18 protein-coding genes are annotated in these 19,163 nt (G+C 61.2%); 15 read left to right on the top strand and 3 right to left on the bottom strand.

Features of this window, described 5'->3' with window-relative positions; genetic code table 11:
• Positions 1–89 precede the first annotated feature (89 nt).
• Complete coding sequence (locus tag Q7V20_RS06440) at positions 90–1,028, bottom strand: hypothetical protein (protein WP_304788372.1); 939 nt, start codon at positions 1,026–1,028, stop codon at positions 90–92.
• 255 nt (positions 1,029–1,283) lie between these two features.
• Between Q7V20_RS06440 and Q7V20_RS06435 the strand changes: the two genes are divergently transcribed.
• The 14 genes from Q7V20_RS06435 to Q7V20_RS06370 all read left to right on the top strand — a co-directional run bounded on the left by Q7V20_RS06435 (position 1,284) and on the right by Q7V20_RS06370 (position 17,177).
• Positions 1,284–2,441, top strand: coding sequence for a methyl-accepting chemotaxis protein (locus Q7V20_RS06435; protein WP_304788370.1), 1,158 nt, complete (start codon positions 1,284–1,286; stop codon positions 2,439–2,441).
• A gap of 8 nt (positions 2,442–2,449) precedes the next feature.
• Entirely contained in the window at positions 2,450–2,818 is a 369-nt protein-coding gene (locus tag Q7V20_RS06430) for a response regulator (protein ID WP_304788368.1), read from the top strand.
• Positions 2,819–2,839: 21 nt separating this feature from the next.
• Positions 2,840–3,130, top strand: coding sequence for a lipid asymmetry maintenance protein MlaB (locus Q7V20_RS06425; protein WP_304788366.1), 291 nt, complete (start codon positions 2,840–2,842; stop codon positions 3,128–3,130).
• A gap of 45 nt (positions 3,131–3,175) precedes the next feature.
• The gene (locus Q7V20_RS06420) at positions 3,176–5,347 is read left to right on the top strand and encodes a chemotaxis protein CheA (protein WP_304788364.1); all 2,172 of its coding nucleotides are present in this window, start codon (positions 3,176–3,178) and stop codon (positions 5,345–5,347) included.
• 37 nt (positions 5,348–5,384) lie between these two features.
• The gene (locus Q7V20_RS06415) at positions 5,385–7,046 is read left to right on the top strand and encodes a methyl-accepting chemotaxis protein (RefSeq protein ID WP_304788362.1); all 1,662 of its coding nucleotides are present in this window, start codon (positions 5,385–5,387) and stop codon (positions 7,044–7,046) included.
• Positions 7,047–7,056: 10 nt separating this feature from the next.
• Positions 7,057–7,611, top strand: coding sequence for a chemotaxis protein CheW (locus Q7V20_RS06410; RefSeq protein WP_304788360.1), 555 nt, complete (start codon positions 7,057–7,059; stop codon positions 7,609–7,611).
• A gap of 31 nt (positions 7,612–7,642) precedes the next feature.
• Positions 7,643–9,589: a methyl-accepting chemotaxis protein gene (locus Q7V20_RS06405; protein WP_304788358.1), complete on the top strand. Its 1,947-nt coding sequence runs from the start codon at positions 7,643–7,645 to the stop codon at positions 9,587–9,589.
• A gap of 151 nt (positions 9,590–9,740) precedes the next feature.
• Entirely contained in the window at positions 9,741–11,915 is a 2,175-nt protein-coding gene (locus Q7V20_RS06400) for a methyl-accepting chemotaxis protein (protein WP_304788357.1), read from the top strand.
• Positions 11,916–11,933: 18 nt separating this feature from the next.
• Positions 11,934–12,731 (top strand): protein-glutamate O-methyltransferase CheR, encoded by a 798-nt coding sequence (locus Q7V20_RS06395; protein ID WP_304788355.1) that lies wholly within the window; start codon positions 11,934–11,936, stop codon positions 12,729–12,731.
• On the top strand, positions 12,728–13,252 hold the full coding sequence (locus Q7V20_RS06390) for a chemotaxis protein CheD (protein WP_304788353.1): 525 nt from the start codon (positions 12,728–12,730) through the stop codon (positions 13,250–13,252). Before Q7V20_RS06395 ends, Q7V20_RS06390 begins: the two co-directional genes overlap by 4 nt.
• Positions 13,249–14,325 (top strand): chemotaxis response regulator protein-glutamate methylesterase, encoded by a 1,077-nt coding sequence (locus Q7V20_RS06385; RefSeq protein ID WP_304788351.1) that lies wholly within the window; start codon positions 13,249–13,251, stop codon positions 14,323–14,325. The genes Q7V20_RS06390 and Q7V20_RS06385 overlap by 4 nt, the downstream gene beginning before the upstream one ends.
• 65 nt (positions 14,326–14,390) lie before the next feature.
• On the top strand, positions 14,391–15,782 hold the full coding sequence (gene fumC / locus Q7V20_RS06380; RefSeq protein WP_304788349.1) for a class II fumarate hydratase: 1,392 nt from the start codon (positions 14,391–14,393) through the stop codon (positions 15,780–15,782).
• Between the two features lie 72 nt (positions 15,783–15,854).
• Positions 15,855–16,808, top strand: coding sequence for a DUF808 domain-containing protein (locus Q7V20_RS06375; protein ID WP_304788347.1), 954 nt, complete (start codon positions 15,855–15,857; stop codon positions 16,806–16,808).
• A 30-nt stretch (positions 16,809–16,838) separates the two neighbouring features.
• On the top strand, positions 16,839–17,177 hold the full coding sequence (locus tag Q7V20_RS06370) for a hypothetical protein (RefSeq protein WP_304788345.1): 339 nt from the start codon (positions 16,839–16,841) through the stop codon (positions 17,175–17,177).
• 21 nt (positions 17,178–17,198) lie between these two features.
• On the opposite strand, the gene Q7V20_RS06365 is transcribed toward Q7V20_RS06370, so the two are convergent.
• Positions 17,199–18,134, bottom strand: a complete 936-nt coding sequence (locus tag Q7V20_RS06365) for a 3'-5' exonuclease (protein WP_304788343.1) — start codon at positions 18,132–18,134, stop codon at positions 17,199–17,201.
• A gap of 2 nt (positions 18,135–18,136) precedes the next feature.
• Positions 18,137–18,730, bottom strand: a complete 594-nt coding sequence (gene yfbR, locus Q7V20_RS06360; RefSeq protein WP_304788341.1) for a 5'-deoxynucleotidase — start codon at positions 18,728–18,730, stop codon at positions 18,137–18,139.
• 52 nt (positions 18,731–18,782) lie between these two features.
• On the opposite strand from yfbR, the gene Q7V20_RS06355 reads away from it, so the two are divergent.
• Positions 18,783–19,160: a DUF3592 domain-containing protein gene (locus Q7V20_RS06355; protein WP_304788339.1), complete on the top strand. Its 378-nt coding sequence runs from the start codon at positions 18,783–18,785 to the stop codon at positions 19,158–19,160.
• Positions 19,161–19,163: the final 3 nt, after the last annotated feature.

Raw genomic sequence — 19,163 nt, 5'->3', positions numbered from 1 at the left:
GGCGCAGGGCTCGAAACATTCACCGTGAATGGTAAATTGTTCGGCAAAAACCGCCAAGGGCCCAGACACTGTTGTCAAGCCATCGACCACTACTTCTCGGAAGGCGCCGTCATCGCCAGGGCCGCGATCAACAACCCTTGGGCGGACGCGTGGAAATCAGAGGTGTTGCGTGCGAAAAAGCGCGTCGGCCACCACGCCGCCAGCTTTGAGCGGATCACCCACGGCTGAATCCAGTGGGGCAACTCGGGGAACTGACGCCCACCAACCCAGCCGCCATCGGCCTGCTGGGCCAGGAAAACTCGGCGCAACCACACGGGCTTGACCTGATCCGGGCCGCCGCGCCACGACAGCATCAGCACACGCTGAAGGTAAGCATCCTTGACCACCACATCCAGTTGCATTTGCCGGTGGATGTCCTTCAGAAGATTGGCCTCCAATTCAGGAAAATGCCCCTCGGGGTTGCAGCCCACGCGCTGAAGCAACATCACGCCCACCAACTGGTGCGTGGTGCACACCGGGTCAGCCAGCCACACCCGGGTTGGCTGCGGATGACACTGGTCTTTCTCGAGGAATGAATTGGTGTCATCCAGCCCCTCGTCAAGCGAGAAAGTTTGGCAAGTGAGCGCATGGTAAAAAAACTTCTGGTACGGCTCCATCGAACGGACCGCGGCCATGTCCAACACAACCTCAGTCTTTGGAAGCAACATCCGCCTCCAGGGGTCGGCAGGTCCTTCACCGGTACTGACTGTCGCCAGGTAACGCGACACCAAGCCTCGAAGAAACTCATCTCCGGTGCGTTCAGCCGCCGCCTGGACAAACCACCACAGGGCGACATTGTCTTCCTTGATGATTTGCGCCTCATTCGCGCGCATCCAGGACACGGCCCGCTGGAAGCTTTGCTGCCGATCCATCATCGAGGCGGGCGCCACGTCTCGGTTGCCATGCCAAACGGCCCAAGCGCCCAAGCTCGTCAGCACCGCGATCAACGCCAGCATGGTCTTGGCCACGCCCCCGGTCAGTTTTTTCATGCCATCCCTGCATTTGTATCAGGCAGGATTTTGACATGCGATCCGCTTTGACCTCAGGTGGTCCGGCGTTCGGAAACCATCTGTAGAAATCGGCATATCCGTGAACTTGTTCGCCGATGGGGCTCAAGTGACGGCGGGTAGCTCCCGATATGCCCTGTGAGGAGCGATCTTTTCCCACTTCTTGGCAGCCGTGAATTGGCCACCATGGGAGAGGGGCGCACTGCTCTCAGCAAATCTCACAGGGCCCGGCAGGACATGAACATCAACCAAGACATCAAAGCCTATTTGATGTATCCCCCACTCCTGGGATTTTTTGGCGGAGTCGCCACGCTCGTGCTGAGCGGCGGAACCCTGGCAGCCTGGGTCACCGCGCCTTTGCTGATCGGCACCGGTTTGGCCGCGAGTTGGCGCATGTCACACAACCTGCGCGAATCGCGCCAAGCCATTCAGGCGTATGTCGATGGCCGCCAACGCTTTGGCGAAACCATGGCGCCAGTGTGGACCGGGCAGATCGAAACATCACGCCAGCAGATGGAAACCGCGATCTCGGAGTTGTCTCAACGTTTCTCCGGCATCGTCGACAAACTGGACAACACGGTCCGCACCACCAGCGCGGCCACCTCCTCCATCGACAGTGAAAGTGGACTGGTCGCCGTCTTTGCCAAGAGCGAGCGCGAACTGGGCTCGGTGGTGGCCACGATGGAATCGGCCATGAGCAGCAAGACCCAGATGCTGGAGAAGGTGCAAAGCCTGAACCACTTCACCGTCGAACTGCAGCAAATGGCCTCCGACGTGGCCAGCATTGCCTGGCAAACCAATCTGCTGGCCATCAATGCGGCGATTGAAGCTGCGCACGCGGGTGAAAACGGCCGGGGCTTCTCGGTGCTGGCACAAGAGGTTCGCAAGTTGTCGGCGCTGTCTGGTGACACCGGCAAGCGCATCACCGAAAAAGTCTCGTTGATCAACGCGGCCATTGTCGAAACCCGTGAGAGCGCCGAAGCCTCCAACCTGGAGGAAAGCCGCTCGATGGCCAGCTCGCAGGACACCATCACAGCGGTGCTGAGCCAACTGCGCGCAGTGACCGACACGCTGGTGGCCTCGACCGATTTGCTCAAGGACGAGAGCCTGGACATCAAGGCCGAAATCTCGGAGGCCCTGGTGCAGCTCCAGTTCCAGGACCGTGTCAGCCAGATCATGAGCCACGTGAAAAGCAACATCGAACGGCTGCCCCTGGTGCTGGACGACAACCGTACCCAGTTCCAGCAAGACGGTGCGCTTCAGCCCCTGGATTCAGCCTGCCTGCTGGCCGAGCTGGAGAAAACCTACGCGATGAAAGAAGAGCGTGCGGTTCACCAACAAGGCAGCAAAGCCACCGCAGCCACCCAAGACGACACCGAAATCACGTTTTTCTAGAGGACAACATGGCCAAAACCATTCTAATTGTGGACGACTCTTCCTCGCTGCGCGTGGTGGTGAGCATTGCATTGAAAAGCGCTGGCTACGACGTGATCGAAGCCTGCGACGGCAAAGATGCGCTGACCAAGCTGACCGGGCAGAAGATCCACATGATCATCAGCGACGTGAACATGCCCAACATGGACGGCATCTCGCTGGTCAAGGCGATCAAGCAACTGGCCGCGTACAAGTTCACGCCCATCATCATGCTGACCACCGAGTCGCAGGATGAGAAGAAGAAGCAAGGCCAGGAAGCTGGCGCCAAGGCCTGGGTACTCAAACCCTTCAAGCCCGACCAGTTGCTGGGCGTGGTTCAAAAACTGGTTCTGCCATAAGAAGCATCAAGGGAGTTCTCCATGAGTAACGCATGCCTGCCCATCGAGGGCGAGATGACCATTTACCGTGCCGCCGAATTGAAGCAGACGCTGCTGAACGCCTTGAATGGCGCCACCTCGCTGGAGGTGGATCTGCACGGCGTCACCGAGATCGACAGTGCCGGCATCCAGTTGCTGATGCTGACCAAGGCCACGGGCCAGGCCACCGCCTGCGAAGTCAAGTTGGTGAACCACAGCCCCGCCGTGCTGGAAGTGTTTGAACTGCTGGACCTGGCCGCGCATTTTGGCGACCCGCTGCTCATGCCCGCCTGAGCTGACACCCCTTGCCATTGACCGTTCACTGAACCGAGACCGACTATGAACCTCGACCAAGCGCTACAGACCTACATCGTGGAAAGCCGCGAGATGCTGGAAGCCATGGAGACCGCCCTGCTCGGACTGGCCCACACCGAAGGTGAGGAGCGCGCCGAGTCCATCAACGCGATCTTCCGCGCCGCGCACACCATCAAGGGCTCGGCAGGCCTGTTCGGCCTGGACCAGATCGTGGAATTCACGCACGTGGTCGAGAGCGTGCTGGACCACGTGCGCGATGGCAAGGTGGCCATCGAAGACGAGCTGGTGACCTTGCTGCTGTCTTGCGGCGACCACATCGGCACGTTGATCGACATCACCGAAAGCACCCGCGCCGATCCCGATGCCAGCGTGGCACAAGCAGGCAAGCCGCTGCTAGCCCGTCTCAGCGTCTACCTGGAGGCTTCGCCCTCGCTGGCCCTGCCTTCTGCAACCTTGGTGGTTGAAACCAACCCCGCTGATTTTGCGCGCATGGGCCACCACGGCATCAACACCGACAACTGGCACATTTCGCTGCGGTTTGGCCGCGATGTACTTCGCAACGGCATGGACCCGCTGTCGTTCATCCGCTACCTGAATACCATGGGGGAGATCGTCGGCATCGTGACCTTGCACGATGGCTTGCCGCTGGCTGATGAGATGGACCCTGAGTCTTGCTACCTGGGCTTTGAAATCTCGTTCAAGAGCGAAGCGACCAAAGGGGCCATCGAAGGCGCCTTCGAGTTCGTGCTGGACGATTGCCTGCTGCACATCGTGCCGCCCAACAGCCTGGCCTCCGAATACATCGCGATGATCCAGGCTCTGCCCGAGGGCCCTGCGCGCCTGGGCGAAATCCTGGTGCGCTGCGGCACGCTCACTGCGCACGAGCTGGAATCAGCGCTGGCACTGCAAGCCAGGTCCGAACAGGCCTCCCCCATCGGCGAGATCCTGGTGGAGCAAGGCCGTGTTCAACCCGCCGTCGTGGAAGCCGCCTTGACCAAGCAAAAGCAAGGCAAGGACAGCAAGGCACAAGAGAGCCAGTCCATCCGCGTTGATGCCGACAAGCTGGACCACTTGATCAATCTGGTGGGCGAGCTGATCATCGCGGCCGCCGGCGCCAACCTGGTGGCCCGCAGCACGCGCATCCTGGAGCTGCAGGAAAGTCACTCAACGCTGGCCAACCTGGTGGAAGAAGTGCGCGACAGCGCCTTGCAACTGCGCATGGTCAAAGTGGGCGGCACCTTCAGCCGCTTCCAGCGCGTGGTGCACGACGTCTCGCGCGAGATCGGCAAGGACATCGGTTTGATCGTGAACGGTGAAGACACCGAACTGGACAAAACCGTCGTCGAGAAGATCGCCGACCCACTGATGCATCTGGTTCGCAACGCCATCGACCATGGCATTGAAGCGGCCGATGTGCGCATCGCCAGGGGCAAGCCCGCCAAAGGCACGGTCAAGCTCAATGCCTATCACGACTCCGGCAGCATCGTCATCGAAGTGGGTGATGACGGCGGTGGCTTGAACCGCGAACGCATCCTGGCCAAGGCCCTGGAGCGTGGCTTGATCGAATCGGGCAAATCCCTGAGCGACAGCGAGATCTATGGCTTGATCTTCGAGCCCGGCTTTTCCACGGCAGAACAGGTCACCAACCTGTCGGGCCGGGGTGTGGGCATGGACGTGGTCAAGCGCAACATCACCGCCTTGCGCGGCAGCGTTGCCATCAACAGCGCCGAAGGCGTGGGCACCACCGTCAGCGTGCGCCTGCCCTTGACCCTGGCCATCATCAATGGCTTCCAGGTGGGCGTGGGGCAGTCGGTCTTTGTGGTGCCTCTGGACATGATCGAAGAATGCGTGGCGTTCTCGGCCGAGGAAGGCCACGACTACACCAATCTGCGCGGCCAGGTCTTGCCATTCATCCGCCTGCGCGAGCTGTTTGATGTGGACGGACAAAAGGGCTCACGAGAAAACATCGTGGTCGTGAAACACGCAGGCCAGAAGTTTGGCCTGGTGGTGGACACCTTGCTGGGCGAGGCGCAGACCGTGATCAAGCCCCTGTCCAAGATGTTCGCGCAAGTGCAAGGCATCAGTGGCTCCAGCATCCTGGGCAGTGGCGACGTGGCCCTGATCCTGGATGTGCCAGCGTTGATGCAAAGAACCAATGGCGCCCAAATGGGTGACAAAGCCTCCGTCTCGGCTTGAAGACGGCATTTCACATTCATAAATCAGAGGGTATTTCATGTTCAGCAATCTCAAAATCGGTGTCCGCCTGATCGCAGGATTCCTGCTAGTGGCCAGCATCAGCCTGGTGGTGGGCCTGATCGGCATATCCAACACCAGCAAGATCAACACCATGGCCGACAACATGTACGCCCGCGAGCTGTTGGGGCTGTCCTACATCAAGGAGGCCAACATCAACCTGATCTACATCGGCCGTGCACGTGGCAACTTCCTGCTGGCCCACACTCAGGAAGAGCGTGAGAAGCACCAAGCCTCCATCGCCAAGTACAGCGCGTCCGCCAAAGACTTTGTAGATAAGGCCAAGCCGCTGTTCTTCACCGAGAAGGGCAAAAGCCTGCTGGCCTCTTTCGACCTCGTCTGGACGGACTATCAACGTGACATGCAGAAGGCACTGACCTTGGCCAGTGCCAAGAAACTGCAGGAACAGGACGAGGCCTTGCAGGCCGCACTGGATGCAGCCCGAACTCAGGCCGACAAGCTCGACACCATGCTGACCGAACTGACCGTGATGAAGGAGGGCAATGCCAAGGATGCCTCCGATGAGACCACCCGCCTGTACGAAAGCAGCCGCACCCTGATGATCGGCTTCATTGCTGGCGGCCTGTTGATCGGCATTGCCTTGGGCTTCTTCATCAGCCGTGGCGTCACCAAGCCCCTGAGCAAGGCCGTTGATGCCGCCAATCGGCTGGCGGAAGGCGACCTGACGGTGCGCATCGACGCCACCGGCAAGGACGAGACAGCCCAACTGCTGCAAGCCATGCAGAACATGGTTCAGAAGCTGTCGCAGGTGGTTGCCGAGGTGAACAGCGGCGCTGAAGCGCTGGCCAGCGCTTCAGAAGAAGTCAGTGCCACGGCACAGTCTCTGTCGCAGGCATCGAGCGAACAGGCTGCAGGTGTCGAAGAAACGAGCGCCTCGATCGAAGAAATGACCGCCTCGATCTCGCAGAACACCGAGAACGCGAAGGTCACCGATGGCATGGCCACCAAGGCCGCATCAGAAGCCACTGAAGGCGGTGAAGCGGTCAAGGCCACGGTGGCCGCCATGAAACAGATTGCCCAGAAGATCGTCATCATCGATGACATCGCCTACCAGACCAACCTGCTGGCCCTGAATGCAGCCATTGAGGCGGCACGGGCTGGCGAGCATGGCAAGGGCTTTGCCGTCGTGGCCGCCGAAGTTCGCAAGCTGGCCGAGCGCAGCCAGGTCGCCGCACAAGAGATTGGCTCGGTGGCCAGCTCCAGCGTTGAACTGGCCGAAACCGCCGGTCGATTGCTGGACCAGATGGTCCCCAACATCAAGAAGACCTCGGACCTGGTGCAAGAGATCACCGCGGCTTCCGAAGAACAATCGTCTGGCGTTGGACAGATCAACTCGGCCGTGAGCCAGCTCAGCGAGACCACGCAGCAGAACGCTTCCAGCTCGGAAGAACTCGCCGCCACAGCTGAAGAGATGAGCAGCCAGGCCGAGCAGTTGCAGCAAGCCATGTCCTTCTTCAAGCTGGCTGGCAATGGCACGCCGATGCGCAGCATGCCTGCCGCGTCACGCCAGGCTCCCAAGCCCCGCGCTGCAGCCACCAAGGTGACAGGCAGCCCTCGCAAGACCAGTCAACCGGCTTTCGCACATGCCGAAGCCGATGAGTCCCAATTTTCACCGTTCTGAAAGGCCTGTCATGACAGCTCTGACCACAACCAACCCATCGCAAGCGGCCTCACACGCCGCCCTGGGCTCGCAAGACCCCACCCAGTACCTGACTTTCATGCTGGCCGGCGAAGTCTTTGCGCTGGGCATCCTGGCGGTCAAGGAGATCATCGAGTACCACAGCCTGACGGTGGTGCCGATGATGCCCGACTGCGTTCGCGGCGTGATCAACCTTCGGGGCGCTGTGGTGCCTGTCATGGACCTGCTGGCACGCTTCGGTCGACCATCGTCAGATGTGACCAAGCGCACGTGCATCGTGATCGTCGAGGTGCAAACCGCTGACCAGGAAAGCCAGGTCATCGGCGTGATCGTCGATGCCGTCAACGAGGTGCTGGACATCGCGGCCTCGGACATCGAACCGGCCCCGGCTTTCGGCGCCCGCATCCGCACCGACTTCATCCATGGGATGGGCAAAGTCAAAGGCAAGTTCGTGATCCTGCTCAACGCAGACCACGTCTTGTCCATGGATGAGATCTCCCAGCTTGCTCAAGCACCCGCGCAAACCGGCGCTTTGGCGTTGAACTGAGCGTCAACGAACACCCCGAAGGAACACGACCATGAACTGGTTCTTGCGCATGAAGCTGGCTCACAAGCTGCTGACGACCTTCCTCACCTGCTCCGTCCTGACGGCTGCTGTCGGCGTGTATGGCCTGACGCGAATCTCCGAGCTGGGTGGCATGCTCAGCTCGACCTATGACAACAATGTGGTGTGCCTGGAGCAGATTTCTGATGCGGCCCTCAAGCTGTCTTCGCATGCGCGAAGCTATGTTCGCCTGACGGCGATCAAGAACCCGGACGATGCCAAAGCGGCCATGACGCGTGCCAAGACCTACATCGACGGCTTCAACAAGTCGATCCTGGCCTACAGAAGCACCGTACTCAGCACCAAAGAACAAGCCCTGCTCAAGGAACTGGATGCCCAGTTGCCTGTCTACCTGGCTGAGAGCGAAAAGGTCGCTCAACTAGCCCTGGTCGGAAAGTTCGCCGAGGCCACCGACCAGAGCAACGGTGAGACCCGCAAGATCACCCGCGCGATGGAAGACACGATGAAGGCCATCATCGAGGAGCTCAGCGCCCAGGCCAAGGCCACCAATGAACAGGCCACCACCCAAGTAGCCTACGCGAAGATGGTGACCCTCTCCGTGGTTGGTGTGTCGGTTGTTCTGGCCATTGCATTGGGTCTGCTCGTCACACGCATCATCAGCCGCCAGTTGGGTGGCGAACCAGACTATGCCGCAGCCTTGCTGACCAAGGTGGCCAATGGCGACCTGTCGGCCGAAGTGATCATTGCCAAGAACGACGACAGCAGCATGCTGTTCGCCGTCAAGCAGATGGTCAGCCGCCTCAAGCAAGTGATTGATGGCCAGCGCAGTGTGGTCGAAGCCGCCAACCATGGCAACTTTGACGCGCGCATTGATCTGGATGGACTGCAAGGCTTTCAGAAGGAAATGGGCGAAGGCCTGAACCAGTTGGTGACCACCACGGGCACCAGCATCAACGATGTGGTGCGCGTGATGAGCGCCATGTCGCAAGGCGACCTGACCCAGTCCATCGACAAGCCCTATGAAGGCGCCTTCGGTGAGATGAAGGAGTACGTGAACAACACAGTCAACAAGCTTTCACAGGTGGTGACCGAGGTCAACGCTGGCGCCGAGGCCCTGGCTGGTGCTTCGGAAGAGCTCAGCTCCACCGCCCAGTCACTGTCGCAATCGGCCAGCGAGCAAGCCGCTGGCGTGGAAGAAACCAGCGCATCCATCGAAGAGATGACCGCGTCCATTTCGCAGAACACCGAGAACGCCAAGGTCACCGATGGCATGGCCACCAAGGCCGCTGGCGAAGCCACCGAAGGCGGCGAAGCGGTCAAGGCCACCGTGGCGGCCATGAAGCAGATTGCCCAGAAAATCGGCATCATCGACGACATCGCCTACCAGACCAACCTGCTGGCCCTGAACGCCGCCATCGAGGCCGCGCGTGCTGGCGAGCATGGCAAGGGCTTCGCCGTGGTGGCCGCCGAGGTGCGCAAGCTGGCCGAACGCAGTCAGGTCGCCGCGCAGGAGATCGGCACCGTGGCCAGTTCCAGCGTGGAGTTGGCCGAGAAAGCAGGCAAGCTGCTGGACGAGATGGTGCCCAACATCCGCAAGACCTCGGACCTGGTGCAAGAGATCACCGCCGCCTCGGAGGAGCAATCTTCCGGCGTCAGCCAGATCAACTCGGCCGTTGGCCAGTTGAGTCAGACCACGCAGCAGAACGCCTCCAGCTCGGAAGAGTTGGCCGCCACGGCCGAAGAGATGAGCAGCCAGGCCGAGCAACTGCAGCAAACCATGTCTTTCTTCAAGCTGGCCTCCATGCCATCAGCCAACCCGGGGAAATTCTCCAGCCCAGCCAGGCCCGTGGCGAAAGTCCGGGGCACACCCAAAAAAGCAAGTGGCCTGAATCGCGCGTCCAGCAGCGCTGCTTTTTCCAACGAAGAATCACTGGACGAAGCTCAATTCGCCCGATTCTGAATTTTCCAAAAAATCTCATGCCCAGCCCTCAGTTCCATTCTCCGCATTCCGATATACCGATATGCCGATGGCAAAGTGCGCCAACGTCAACACTGCCTGACTTGCCATCAAAGAACTGCTGCACCGTCTAACTCGCTCACGAAAGTACCCCATGTTCCAGATCAAAACTGCAAAGCAAGCCAAACACGATGACGAGGTGTTTGACAGCTTGATTGATGAACAACTGACGGCTGCCATCACGGCAGCTGCCCGGGGCGATTTCTCGGCACGCGCCAATGCAGCGAAATTGCCCCCTGCCTTGGCCCGCGCAGCCGAAGCTTTCAATCGGTTCCTGGATGTGCAGCAAGCACTGACCTCTGACATGAACCACATGAGCACGGAGCACGACAAGGGCGACATCGACGTGATGATCGACACGCACAAGTTCAAGGGCGATTTCCAGGCGATGGCGCAAAGCGTCAACACCATGGTGGGCTCGCACATCGGTGTCAAGAAGCTCGCCATGGGCGTGATTCAAGAGTTTGGCCGCGGCAACTTCGATGCCCCCCTTGAAAAACTGCCCGGCAAGAAGGCCTTCATCAACGACACCATCGAAATGGTTCGCGCCAACCTCAAGGGTCTGATCGCCGAGATGCACAGGATGTCGACGGAGCACGAAAAGGGCGACATTGATGTGGTGATTGATGCCCAGAAATTTGAAGGCCAATTCCGCACCATGGCCCAAAGTATCAACAGCATGGTGGGCTCGCACATCGCGGTCAAGAAGCTTGCCATGGGCGTGATTCAAGAGTTTGGCCGCGGCAACTTCGACGCGCCGATGGAAAAGCTGCCCGGCAAGAAGGCCTTCATCAACGACACCATCGAAAAGGTTCGAGACAACCTCAAGGGCGTGATCGCAGAGATGAATTTCATGTCGGCAGAGCACGACAAGGGCGACATCGACGTGATGATCGACGTCAAGAGGTTTGAAGGTGACTTCCGCACCATGGCACAGGGTGTGAACGACATGGTGGGATCGCACATCGGTGTGAAGAAGATGGCCATGGGCGTCATTCAGCAATTTGGCCGGGGCAATTTCGACGCTCCGATGGAGAAGCTTCCCGGCAAGAAGGCCTTCATCAACGACACCATTGAAACTGTCCGTGGCAACCTGAAGGCGTTGATCGAAGATGCCAACATGCTGTGTGAAGCGGCGGTCGAGGGGCGGCTGGACGTGCGGGCTGATGCCAACCGCCATGCAGGTGATTTCCGCCGAATTGTCGGCGGCGTGAACAGCACGCTGGATGCCATCGTCACCCCCTTGAAAGAAGTGCAGGAAGTGATGTCGCTCATCGAAGGCGGCGACATGACGCAAACGATCCAGGGCAACTACCAGGGCTCTTTCGCAGAGTTGAAAATCGCTGTGAACAACACCGTGGGCAAGCTGAGCACCACCCTGGCTGAAGTGGTCTCGGCCTCAGACGCATTGCGCGGTGCGGCCGCCCAAGTTTCCGCCACAGCGCAATCGCTCTCGCAAGCGTCCAGCGAACAAGCGGCTGGCGCTGAAGAGACCAGTGCGGCCATTGAAGAGATGACCGCCTCGATCTCGCAGAACACAGAGAACGCGAAGATCACCGATGGCATCGCCACAAAGGCTGCCAAAGAGGCGGCCAGCGGCGGAGAAGCGGTCAAAGCCACCGTGTCCGCCATGAAGCAGATCGCGCAAAAGATCGGGATCATCGACGACATCGCCTACCAGACCAATCTGCTGGCTTTGAACGCCGCCATTGAAGCTGCCCGCGCTGGCGAGCACGGCAAGGGCTTTGCCGTGGTGGCCGCCGAAGTGCGCAAGTTGGCTGAACGCAGCCAGGTCGCTGCGCAAGAGATCGGAACGGTCGCCAGCTCCAGCGTGGAACTGGCCGAAACCGCCGGCAAACTGCTGGACGAGATGGTGCCCAACATCCGCAGGACATCTGACCTGGTGCAGGAGATCACTGCGGCTTCGGAAGAGCAATCATCCGGGGTGGGCCAGATCAACTCGGCCGTCGGTCAGTTGAGCCAGACCACCCAGCAAAATGCGTCCAGTTCGGAAGAATTGGCGGCCACCGCAGAACAGATGACCAGCCAGGCTGAGCAACTGCAAGAGACCATGGCGTTCTTCAAGCTGTCTGATGGTGGCAGCCGTTACTCAGGAGGTCAGTCAGGCGCAGTGGCTTCACGCAAAGTCAGCGCCAAAGCGGCACCTCCTCACGGGACCAAACCGAGTTTCGTGAAGACCGCGCCTGCAAGAGCCATGGCCTTCGAGGGCGTAGACGCGCCCGATGAAGCCCACTTCGCACGGTTCTAAACGCCATTGAGCAGCTCGATGAACGCCATCACAGATCAGGAATTCAACCGCTTCCAGCGCTTCATCTTTGAGGCAGCCGGCATCAGCATGGCCTCGTCCAAGAAGGCGCTCGTCTCGGGCCGCCTGTCCAAGCGCTTGCAAGCGCGTCAGCTCAAATCCTTCACGGAGTACTTCAACCTGCTGTCCAGCGGACAGGCGGGGGATGAAGTGCAAACCGCGATCGATCTGCTCACCACCAATGAAACCTACTTTTTCAGAGAGCCCAAGCACTTTGAGCTGTTGAAAAAATTGGCACAAGCGCACAAATCAAGCCAGCCCTTTCGGGTCTGGAGTGCCGCCAGCTCCACCGGTGAAGAGGCTTACAGCATGGCCATGGTCCTGGCCGATGCCATGGGCGACAGTCCTTGGGAGATCCTGGGCTCCGACATCAGCACACGGGTGTTGCAACGCGCCCGCGCTGGCCATTTTCCAATGGAGCGTGCCCGCAACATTCCCCAGCCCTACCTCAAGCGCTTCTGCCTGAAAGGCATGGACGAGCAGGACGGCACCATGCTGGTCGAGCGCACCCTGCGCCAACGGGTTCGCTTCATTCAGGCCAACCTCAATGAGGCGTTGCCACAGCTGGGCATGTTCGACGTGATCTTTCTGCGCAACGTGATGATCTACTTCAATGGTGACACCAAGCGTCAGGTCGTGGCCCGCGTGATCTCGATGCTCAAGCCCGGCGGCCATTTCTGCATCGGCCACTCGGAAAGCCTCAACGACATCTGCGATGCCTTGGTGCCACTGGCACCCTCGATCTACCGCAAGCCGTGAACCCGGCCGATGACATCATTGTCTTCCTGAACCCCGGCGAGTATTTTGTGGGCGACGCACGGCACCGGATCCGAACCTTGCTGGGATCGTGCGTGTCCATCACCTTGTGGCACCCTGAAAGGCGCGTTGGCGCCATGTCTCATTTCCTGTTGTCCGAACGATCATCCAAGGTCATCGGCCCGCTGGATGCACGCTATGGCAAAGAGGCGCTCAGCCTGATGCTGATGGATCTGACGCGACAAGGCGTTGATCCCACTGACTGCCAGGCCAAGATCTTTGGCGGTGGCGACATGTTCCCGCAACACAGCGGCATGGCCAACGCCGGGCAGGTTGGCCGCAGGAATGGCGAGGCGGCACGCAGCCTGCTGGAAGCCCAGGGCATTCGGGTATGTTCTGAAAGCCTGTTCGGGGTGGGTCACCGCAAAATCATGTTCGACGTGAGAAGTGGGCACGTCTGGGCCCGTCAGGTCAAACCTGCCGATGCTGTTTTGAAGAATCACCAAAGAGGCACTCCCACATGAAGTCCATCCAAGTCATGGTGGTCGATGATTCAGCGGTGGTTCGGCAGGTGCTGTCTGCCGTGCTGAACGCTGCCCCCGGGATTGAAGTGTGCTGCGCCGTGGCCGACCCGCTGCTGGCCATCGAACGGCTGAAGATCAGTTGGCCCGACGTGATCGTGCTGGACGTTGAAATGCCCCGCATGGATGGCATCACCTTCTTGAAGAAGATCATGACAGAGCGCCCCACCCCCGTGGTGATCTGCTCCACGCTGACCGAGAAGGGGGCCAAGACCACCATGGAAGCCCTCGCGGCAGGCGCGGTCTCCATCATCACCAAACCCAAACTGGGCCTGAAGCAGTTCATCGTTGACACCACGGACGACCTGGTCAGCGCGGTCAAGGCCGCCTCCAAGGCCAATGTGCGGCGCCTGGCCATGCGGGCCGAGGCGCCCCCCCTGGTCCCCCAGGTCAAAAACAACGCCGACGTCATCCTGAGTGCTGCCAGCCCCAAGGCCATGGTGCAGACCACCGAGCGCGTGGTCGCCATCGGCACGTCCACTGGCGGCACCCAGGCTCTGGAAGAAGTGCTCACCGCCCTGCCCCGCGTCTGTCCGGGTATCGTCATCGTGCAGCACATGCCCGAGAAGTTCACCGCCGCTTTCGCGGCACGCCTGGACAGCATCTGCCAGATCCGCGTCAAGGAGGCCCAGAACAACGACCGCGTTGTGCCCGGCCAGGCCCTGATCGCGCCGGGCGGCAAGCACATGGTGCTCAAACGCAGTGGGGCCCAGTATTTTGTGGAGGTGCTCGACGGCCCGCTTGTGAACCGTCACCGCCCCTCGGTGGACGTTCTATTCAGATCCGTGGCCAAGTCTGCCGGAGCCAATGCCCTGGGCCTGATCATGACGGGCATGGGCGACGATGGCGCCGCGGGCATGCTGGAGATGAAGAACGCTGGCGCCCGCACCATTGCCCAGGACGAAGAAACCTGCGTGGTCTATGGCATGCCCAAAGAGGCGGTGAAGCGCGGCGCCGTGGACAAGATCCTGCCCATCGGGGCGCTGCATCGCGAGATCATCCAGCACGGCAACTGAGCGCCCCCTGCCTTGAAGGGTGATGTTGCCAAGGCTATGCTGGCCCCTTGCCTGAGGAGACCCGCATGACCGCCACCCGCACCGAGACCGACAGCTTCGGCCCCATCGATGTGCCCGCCGAGGCCCTGTGGGCCGCACAGACCGCCCGCAGCCTGCACTTCTTCGCCATTGGCGAGCAACGCATGCCCCTGCCCCTGATCCATGCCCTGGCGTGGATCAAGTGGGCAGCCGCGCACACCAACCAGGACCTGGGCTTGCTGGATTCTGGCAAGGCGCAAGCCATTGCCAGCGCTGCGCAACAGGTGGCCCTGGGCCAGTTCGATGCCGAGTTTCCGCTGTCGGTGTGGCAGACCGGCTCGGGCACGCAAAGCAACATGAACGTCAACGAGGTGATCGCCAACCTGGCTTCGCAGGCCTTGGGGGGCAGCCTGGGGGGCCAGCGCCTGGTGCATCCCAACGATGACGTGAACCTGGGCCAGTCGTCCAACGATGTGTTCCCCACCGCCATGCACGTGGCTGTGGGCAAGGAAGCACAAACGCGCTTGCTGCCCGCCTTGGAGGCCCTGCGCAGCGTGATGGCCGACAAAGCGGCCGCCTATGCCGACGTGGTCAAGATTGGCCGCACCCACTGGCAAGATGCCACACCCGTGACCCTGGGCCAGGAGTTTGGCGGCTACGAAGCCCAGCTGGCCTTGTGCGACCACGCCATCACCCATGCGCTGCAGGCCGTGCACGCGCTGGCCATTGGCGGCACCGCGGTGGGCACCGGCTTGAACACGCACCCGGAGTTCGGCATCCGCGTGGCCGCCTTGCTGGGCCAGCACCTGCAACTGCCTTTGCACCAGGCCGACAATCTGTTCGCCGCCATGGCCGGGCACGAGGCCCTGGTGGCCTTCCATGGCGGCCTGAAGATGCTGGCCGTGGCCCTGACCAAGATCGCCAACGACATCCGCCTGATGGCCAGCGGCCCCCGCGCTGGCCTGGGCGAACTGCACCTGCCCGAGAACGAACCCGGCAGCTCCATCATGCCCGGCAAGGTCAACCCAACCCAGGTGGAGGCCATGACCATGGTGTGCGCCCAAGTGATGGGCCACGACGCGGCCATCGGTTTTGCTGCCAGCCAGGGACACTTCGAACTCAATGTCTACAAGCCCCTGATCGCGCTGAACACCCTGGACAGCGTGCGCCTGTTGTCCGATGCCATGAACAGCTTTGCCCAGCATTGCGTCCAAGGCATCACCGTGAACCAGGCCCGCGTGGAAGAGCTGTTGCAACGCTCGCTGATGCTGGTGACGGCGCTGGCACCGCACATTGGCTACGACAAAGCATCGGCCGTGGCCAAGCATGCGCAAAAGAACGGCACTTCGCTGCGCGAAGCCGCCCTGGCGCTGAACGCCGTCACCGGCGAGGAGTTCGACCAGTGGGTCGATCCCAGGCAGATGCTCGGCCCGCGTTGAAAAAACCGCCATTGAAGTCCGATAGGATGCGAGTTTCGGGACACCACCCGCTTTTCACACCAGGACTCACCCATGGCCGGCAGCAGCCTCCTCGCCCTCATTGACGACATCGCCACGATCCTTGACGACGTGGCCGTACTGACCAAGGTGGCGGCCAAGAAAACCTCAGGCGTGCTGGGCGACGATCTGGCCCTGAACGCCCAACAAGTGTCCGGCGTGCAGGCGGACCGCGAGTTGCCCGTGGTCTGGGCCGTGGCCAAAGGCTCGGCCCGCAACAAGGCCATCCTGGTGCCTGCCGCACTGGCCATCAGCGCCTTCGCGCCCTGGGCGGTGACACCCTTGCTCATGGTCGGCGGCCTGTTCCTTTGCTTTGAAGGCTTTGAAAAAGTGGCCCACAAGCTGATGCACAGCCACGCCGAGGACGAGGCGCACCACCAGGACCTGGTCAAGGCCTTGGCCAACCCTGCGGTGGACCTGGTGGCGTATGAAAAAGACAAGATCTCGGGCGCCGTGCGCACCGATTTCATCCTCTCGGCCGAAATCATCGCCATCACCCTGGGCACGGTGGCCGACAAGGCCTTCACCACCCAACTGTCAGTGCTCGTGGGCATCGCCATCATCATGACCGTGGGCGTGTATGGCCTGGTGGCCGCCATCGTCAAACTGGACGACGGTGGCCTGTACCTGACCCGCACTGCGGGCCCTGGCTCACTGGGCCAGGTGCAGAAAAGCATCGGCAAGGCCATCGTGAATTCGGCCCCTTATCTGATGCGCCTGCTCACCATCGCCGGCACCATCGCCATGTTCCTGGTGGGCGGCGGCATCCTGACCCATGGCATCCCGGCCGCACACGACTGGATCCACCACCTGGCTGAAAGCGCGGGCGGCATCTCGGGCATCGGCGCCGCGCTCAAGGTGATTACCCCAACCCTTGTAGATGCCGTTGTGGGCATTGTTGCCGGAGGCTTGACTTTGGTGCTGGTGACTTTGTTCCAACGCCTCAAAGGTGGGCCCAAGGCTGCCTAAAATCGGGCATCAACAACATCCGCATTGTTCATGAACCGCATCAGCACTCTCTCGGCCATCGTCCTGGCCTTGTCAGCCGCCGCCTGCACCAGCCTGGAGCCCAACGTCGACATGGTGCCGGTCACCGGTTATGACCTGGTCGACAAGACCAAAATCGACGCGGTGGTCTACGACAAGGACTACGCTGAATGCGCGGCCATTGCCAACCAGGACGTCAACAGCGTGGGCAAGACGGCCTCCAAGGTCGTGGGCACCGCCGCTGACCGGGTGTCGATGGGCCTCGTCGGCCGCAAGGCCGCCAACGACGCCGACCGCATGACCGTGCTCAAGCGCTGCCTGACGGGCCGGGGCTACAACATCCTGCGCTGAACAAAACCGGGCCAGGCTGGCTCACAGATCCCGCATCTGGACCAGCCCCGAGCGTGGGGCGAAGCGATCACGGGCCGTGAGTTGCTCGATCTCGATGCGGGCCGCACGCCGGCCATAGACCGAGGCCTTCAGCCAGGTGCATTCAGCCTCCAGCAATTCGGCATTGTTCGCGCTGGTGTGCCAGACCTTGCGCTCGGCATCCCAACGGTAACCACGCGCTTTCAAAGTGTCTTTCGAGTCAAAGGGCGAACCCGTGGCCATGACCTTGTAGGTGGTGGTCTGGCCGGCGTTGAGCAGGGCTTTCAACCCCGAGTGGCCTGAGTTGGGCAAGGGCTGGCTCAGCACGGCCAGCAAGGCATGGCAATCCATCTCGGCCCGGTGGGCGTCGTAAAACAAGCCCAGCTCGGACGCTAAAAATTCCAGCTTGGCGGAGCCACGGCCTTCTTCGCTCCAGTCGATCTCAGCCAGCGAACAGGCCCACGGCAGTTCTGCAAACGCAGGCAGCCGCCCCTCCACGAAGGCACGGTCAAAACGGGCGTTGTGCGCGATGACCAGTGACACGCCCTCCAGCAAGGTGGCAATGCGCGCTTCGTTCAGGCGCTGGCCACTCACCATCTCATCGGTGATGCCGGTGACGCGCAATGCGGTCTCGGGAATGGGCATGCCGGGGTCTTCCAGCTCGTCGTACACCTCCAGCACGCGGATGGGCAGGCCGGCCTCCAGATCCACCTCAACGAGCAGCAGGGCCAGCTCGATGATCTTGTCCTTGCGCCAGTCCAGGCCGGTGGTTTCGGTGTCCAGGATCAGCACTTTGGCCTTGGCGCCAGTGGCCTTGTGGCCGAAGGTTTTGCGCGGCACCAGGCGGCGCAGCACGCGGTAGTCGGGGTGGGCCTCCAGCACCTTGGCCAGGGCTTCTGGCGTGTCGAAAGAGGGATCGAGCAAAGCGGTGTCGTTCATGGTCAGTCGCCGCGCATCAAGGAGTCAAGCGTCAGTTCAAAGGCGGGGCCGAACTGGTCCAGAAAGTAGCGCACCTCGGGAATCATGTGCTGGTCGATCTTGCCCTTGATCTGCTGGGCGGCCTGCTCGAACTCGGTGTTGCCATAGCGCAGTTCGGCCCGGCACTTCAGCCAGGCAGCGAGGCGGTCGGCGGCCTTGACCAGTTGGGCGTGGTCGTCGGGCCAGTGCTCGTGGTCCAACACCTCGCGCAAGGCGGGCTGGAGTGCCTGCGGCAGCACGGCCAGCATTTCCTGGCTGACCTCGTGCTCCAGGTGGGCGGTCGCCTGGCGCATGGCAGGCGAATACTTGACCGGGGTCGGCAAATCACCCGTGATGGCTTCGGTTGCATCGTGGAACAAGGCGCGCGTGGCGACCGCATTGGGGTCAATCGGCACACCCATCACATCGCGGCGGATCACCGCCAGCGCATGGGCCAGCACGGCCACTTCCCAGCTGTGCTGGGCCACATCTTCTTCGACGGCATTGCGCATCAAGCCCCAGCGCTTGATGAAGCGCAGGCGGGCCAGGTGGGCGTAAAAGGGACTGGTGTTCGACATGCGGGGAATATATCGCCAATGCTCCGGCCCGCCTTTGCGGCAAACTAAGGCCATGAGCATCGACTGGGAAAAATGGATCATCGGCGCGATCGCCTTCGGGCTGGCGTTCCTGATGTGGCGCGGCTACCAGGATCGCAAGGCCAGCCCCCAGTGGCCCACGGCCACTGGCTTGATCATTGATTCGCGGGTAGTGGCGCAGAACGAGTCGAACGACGGCGCCAGCTTCACGCGCGAATGGCGGATCGACATCAACTACACCTACAGCGTCAACGGCCAGACCTACAAGAACAACCGCATCCGCGCCCTGCTGCCCCGCTTCAGCACGGAGGCCGAAGCGCTGGCCATTCAGCAAAAATTCCCGGCTGGCGCCCAGGTGCTGGTGTTCTACGATCCGGCCAAGCCGCAATCCAGCGTGCTGATTTCAGGCTAGCCT

The organism is Aquabacterium sp. (assembly GCF_030652515.1).
GTDB lineage: Bacteria > Pseudomonadota > Gammaproteobacteria > Burkholderiales > Burkholderiaceae_C > Aquabacterium.
Note: the sequence above shows the minus strand (reverse complement) of the source record. Positions and strands in the feature narration are given on the sequence as shown.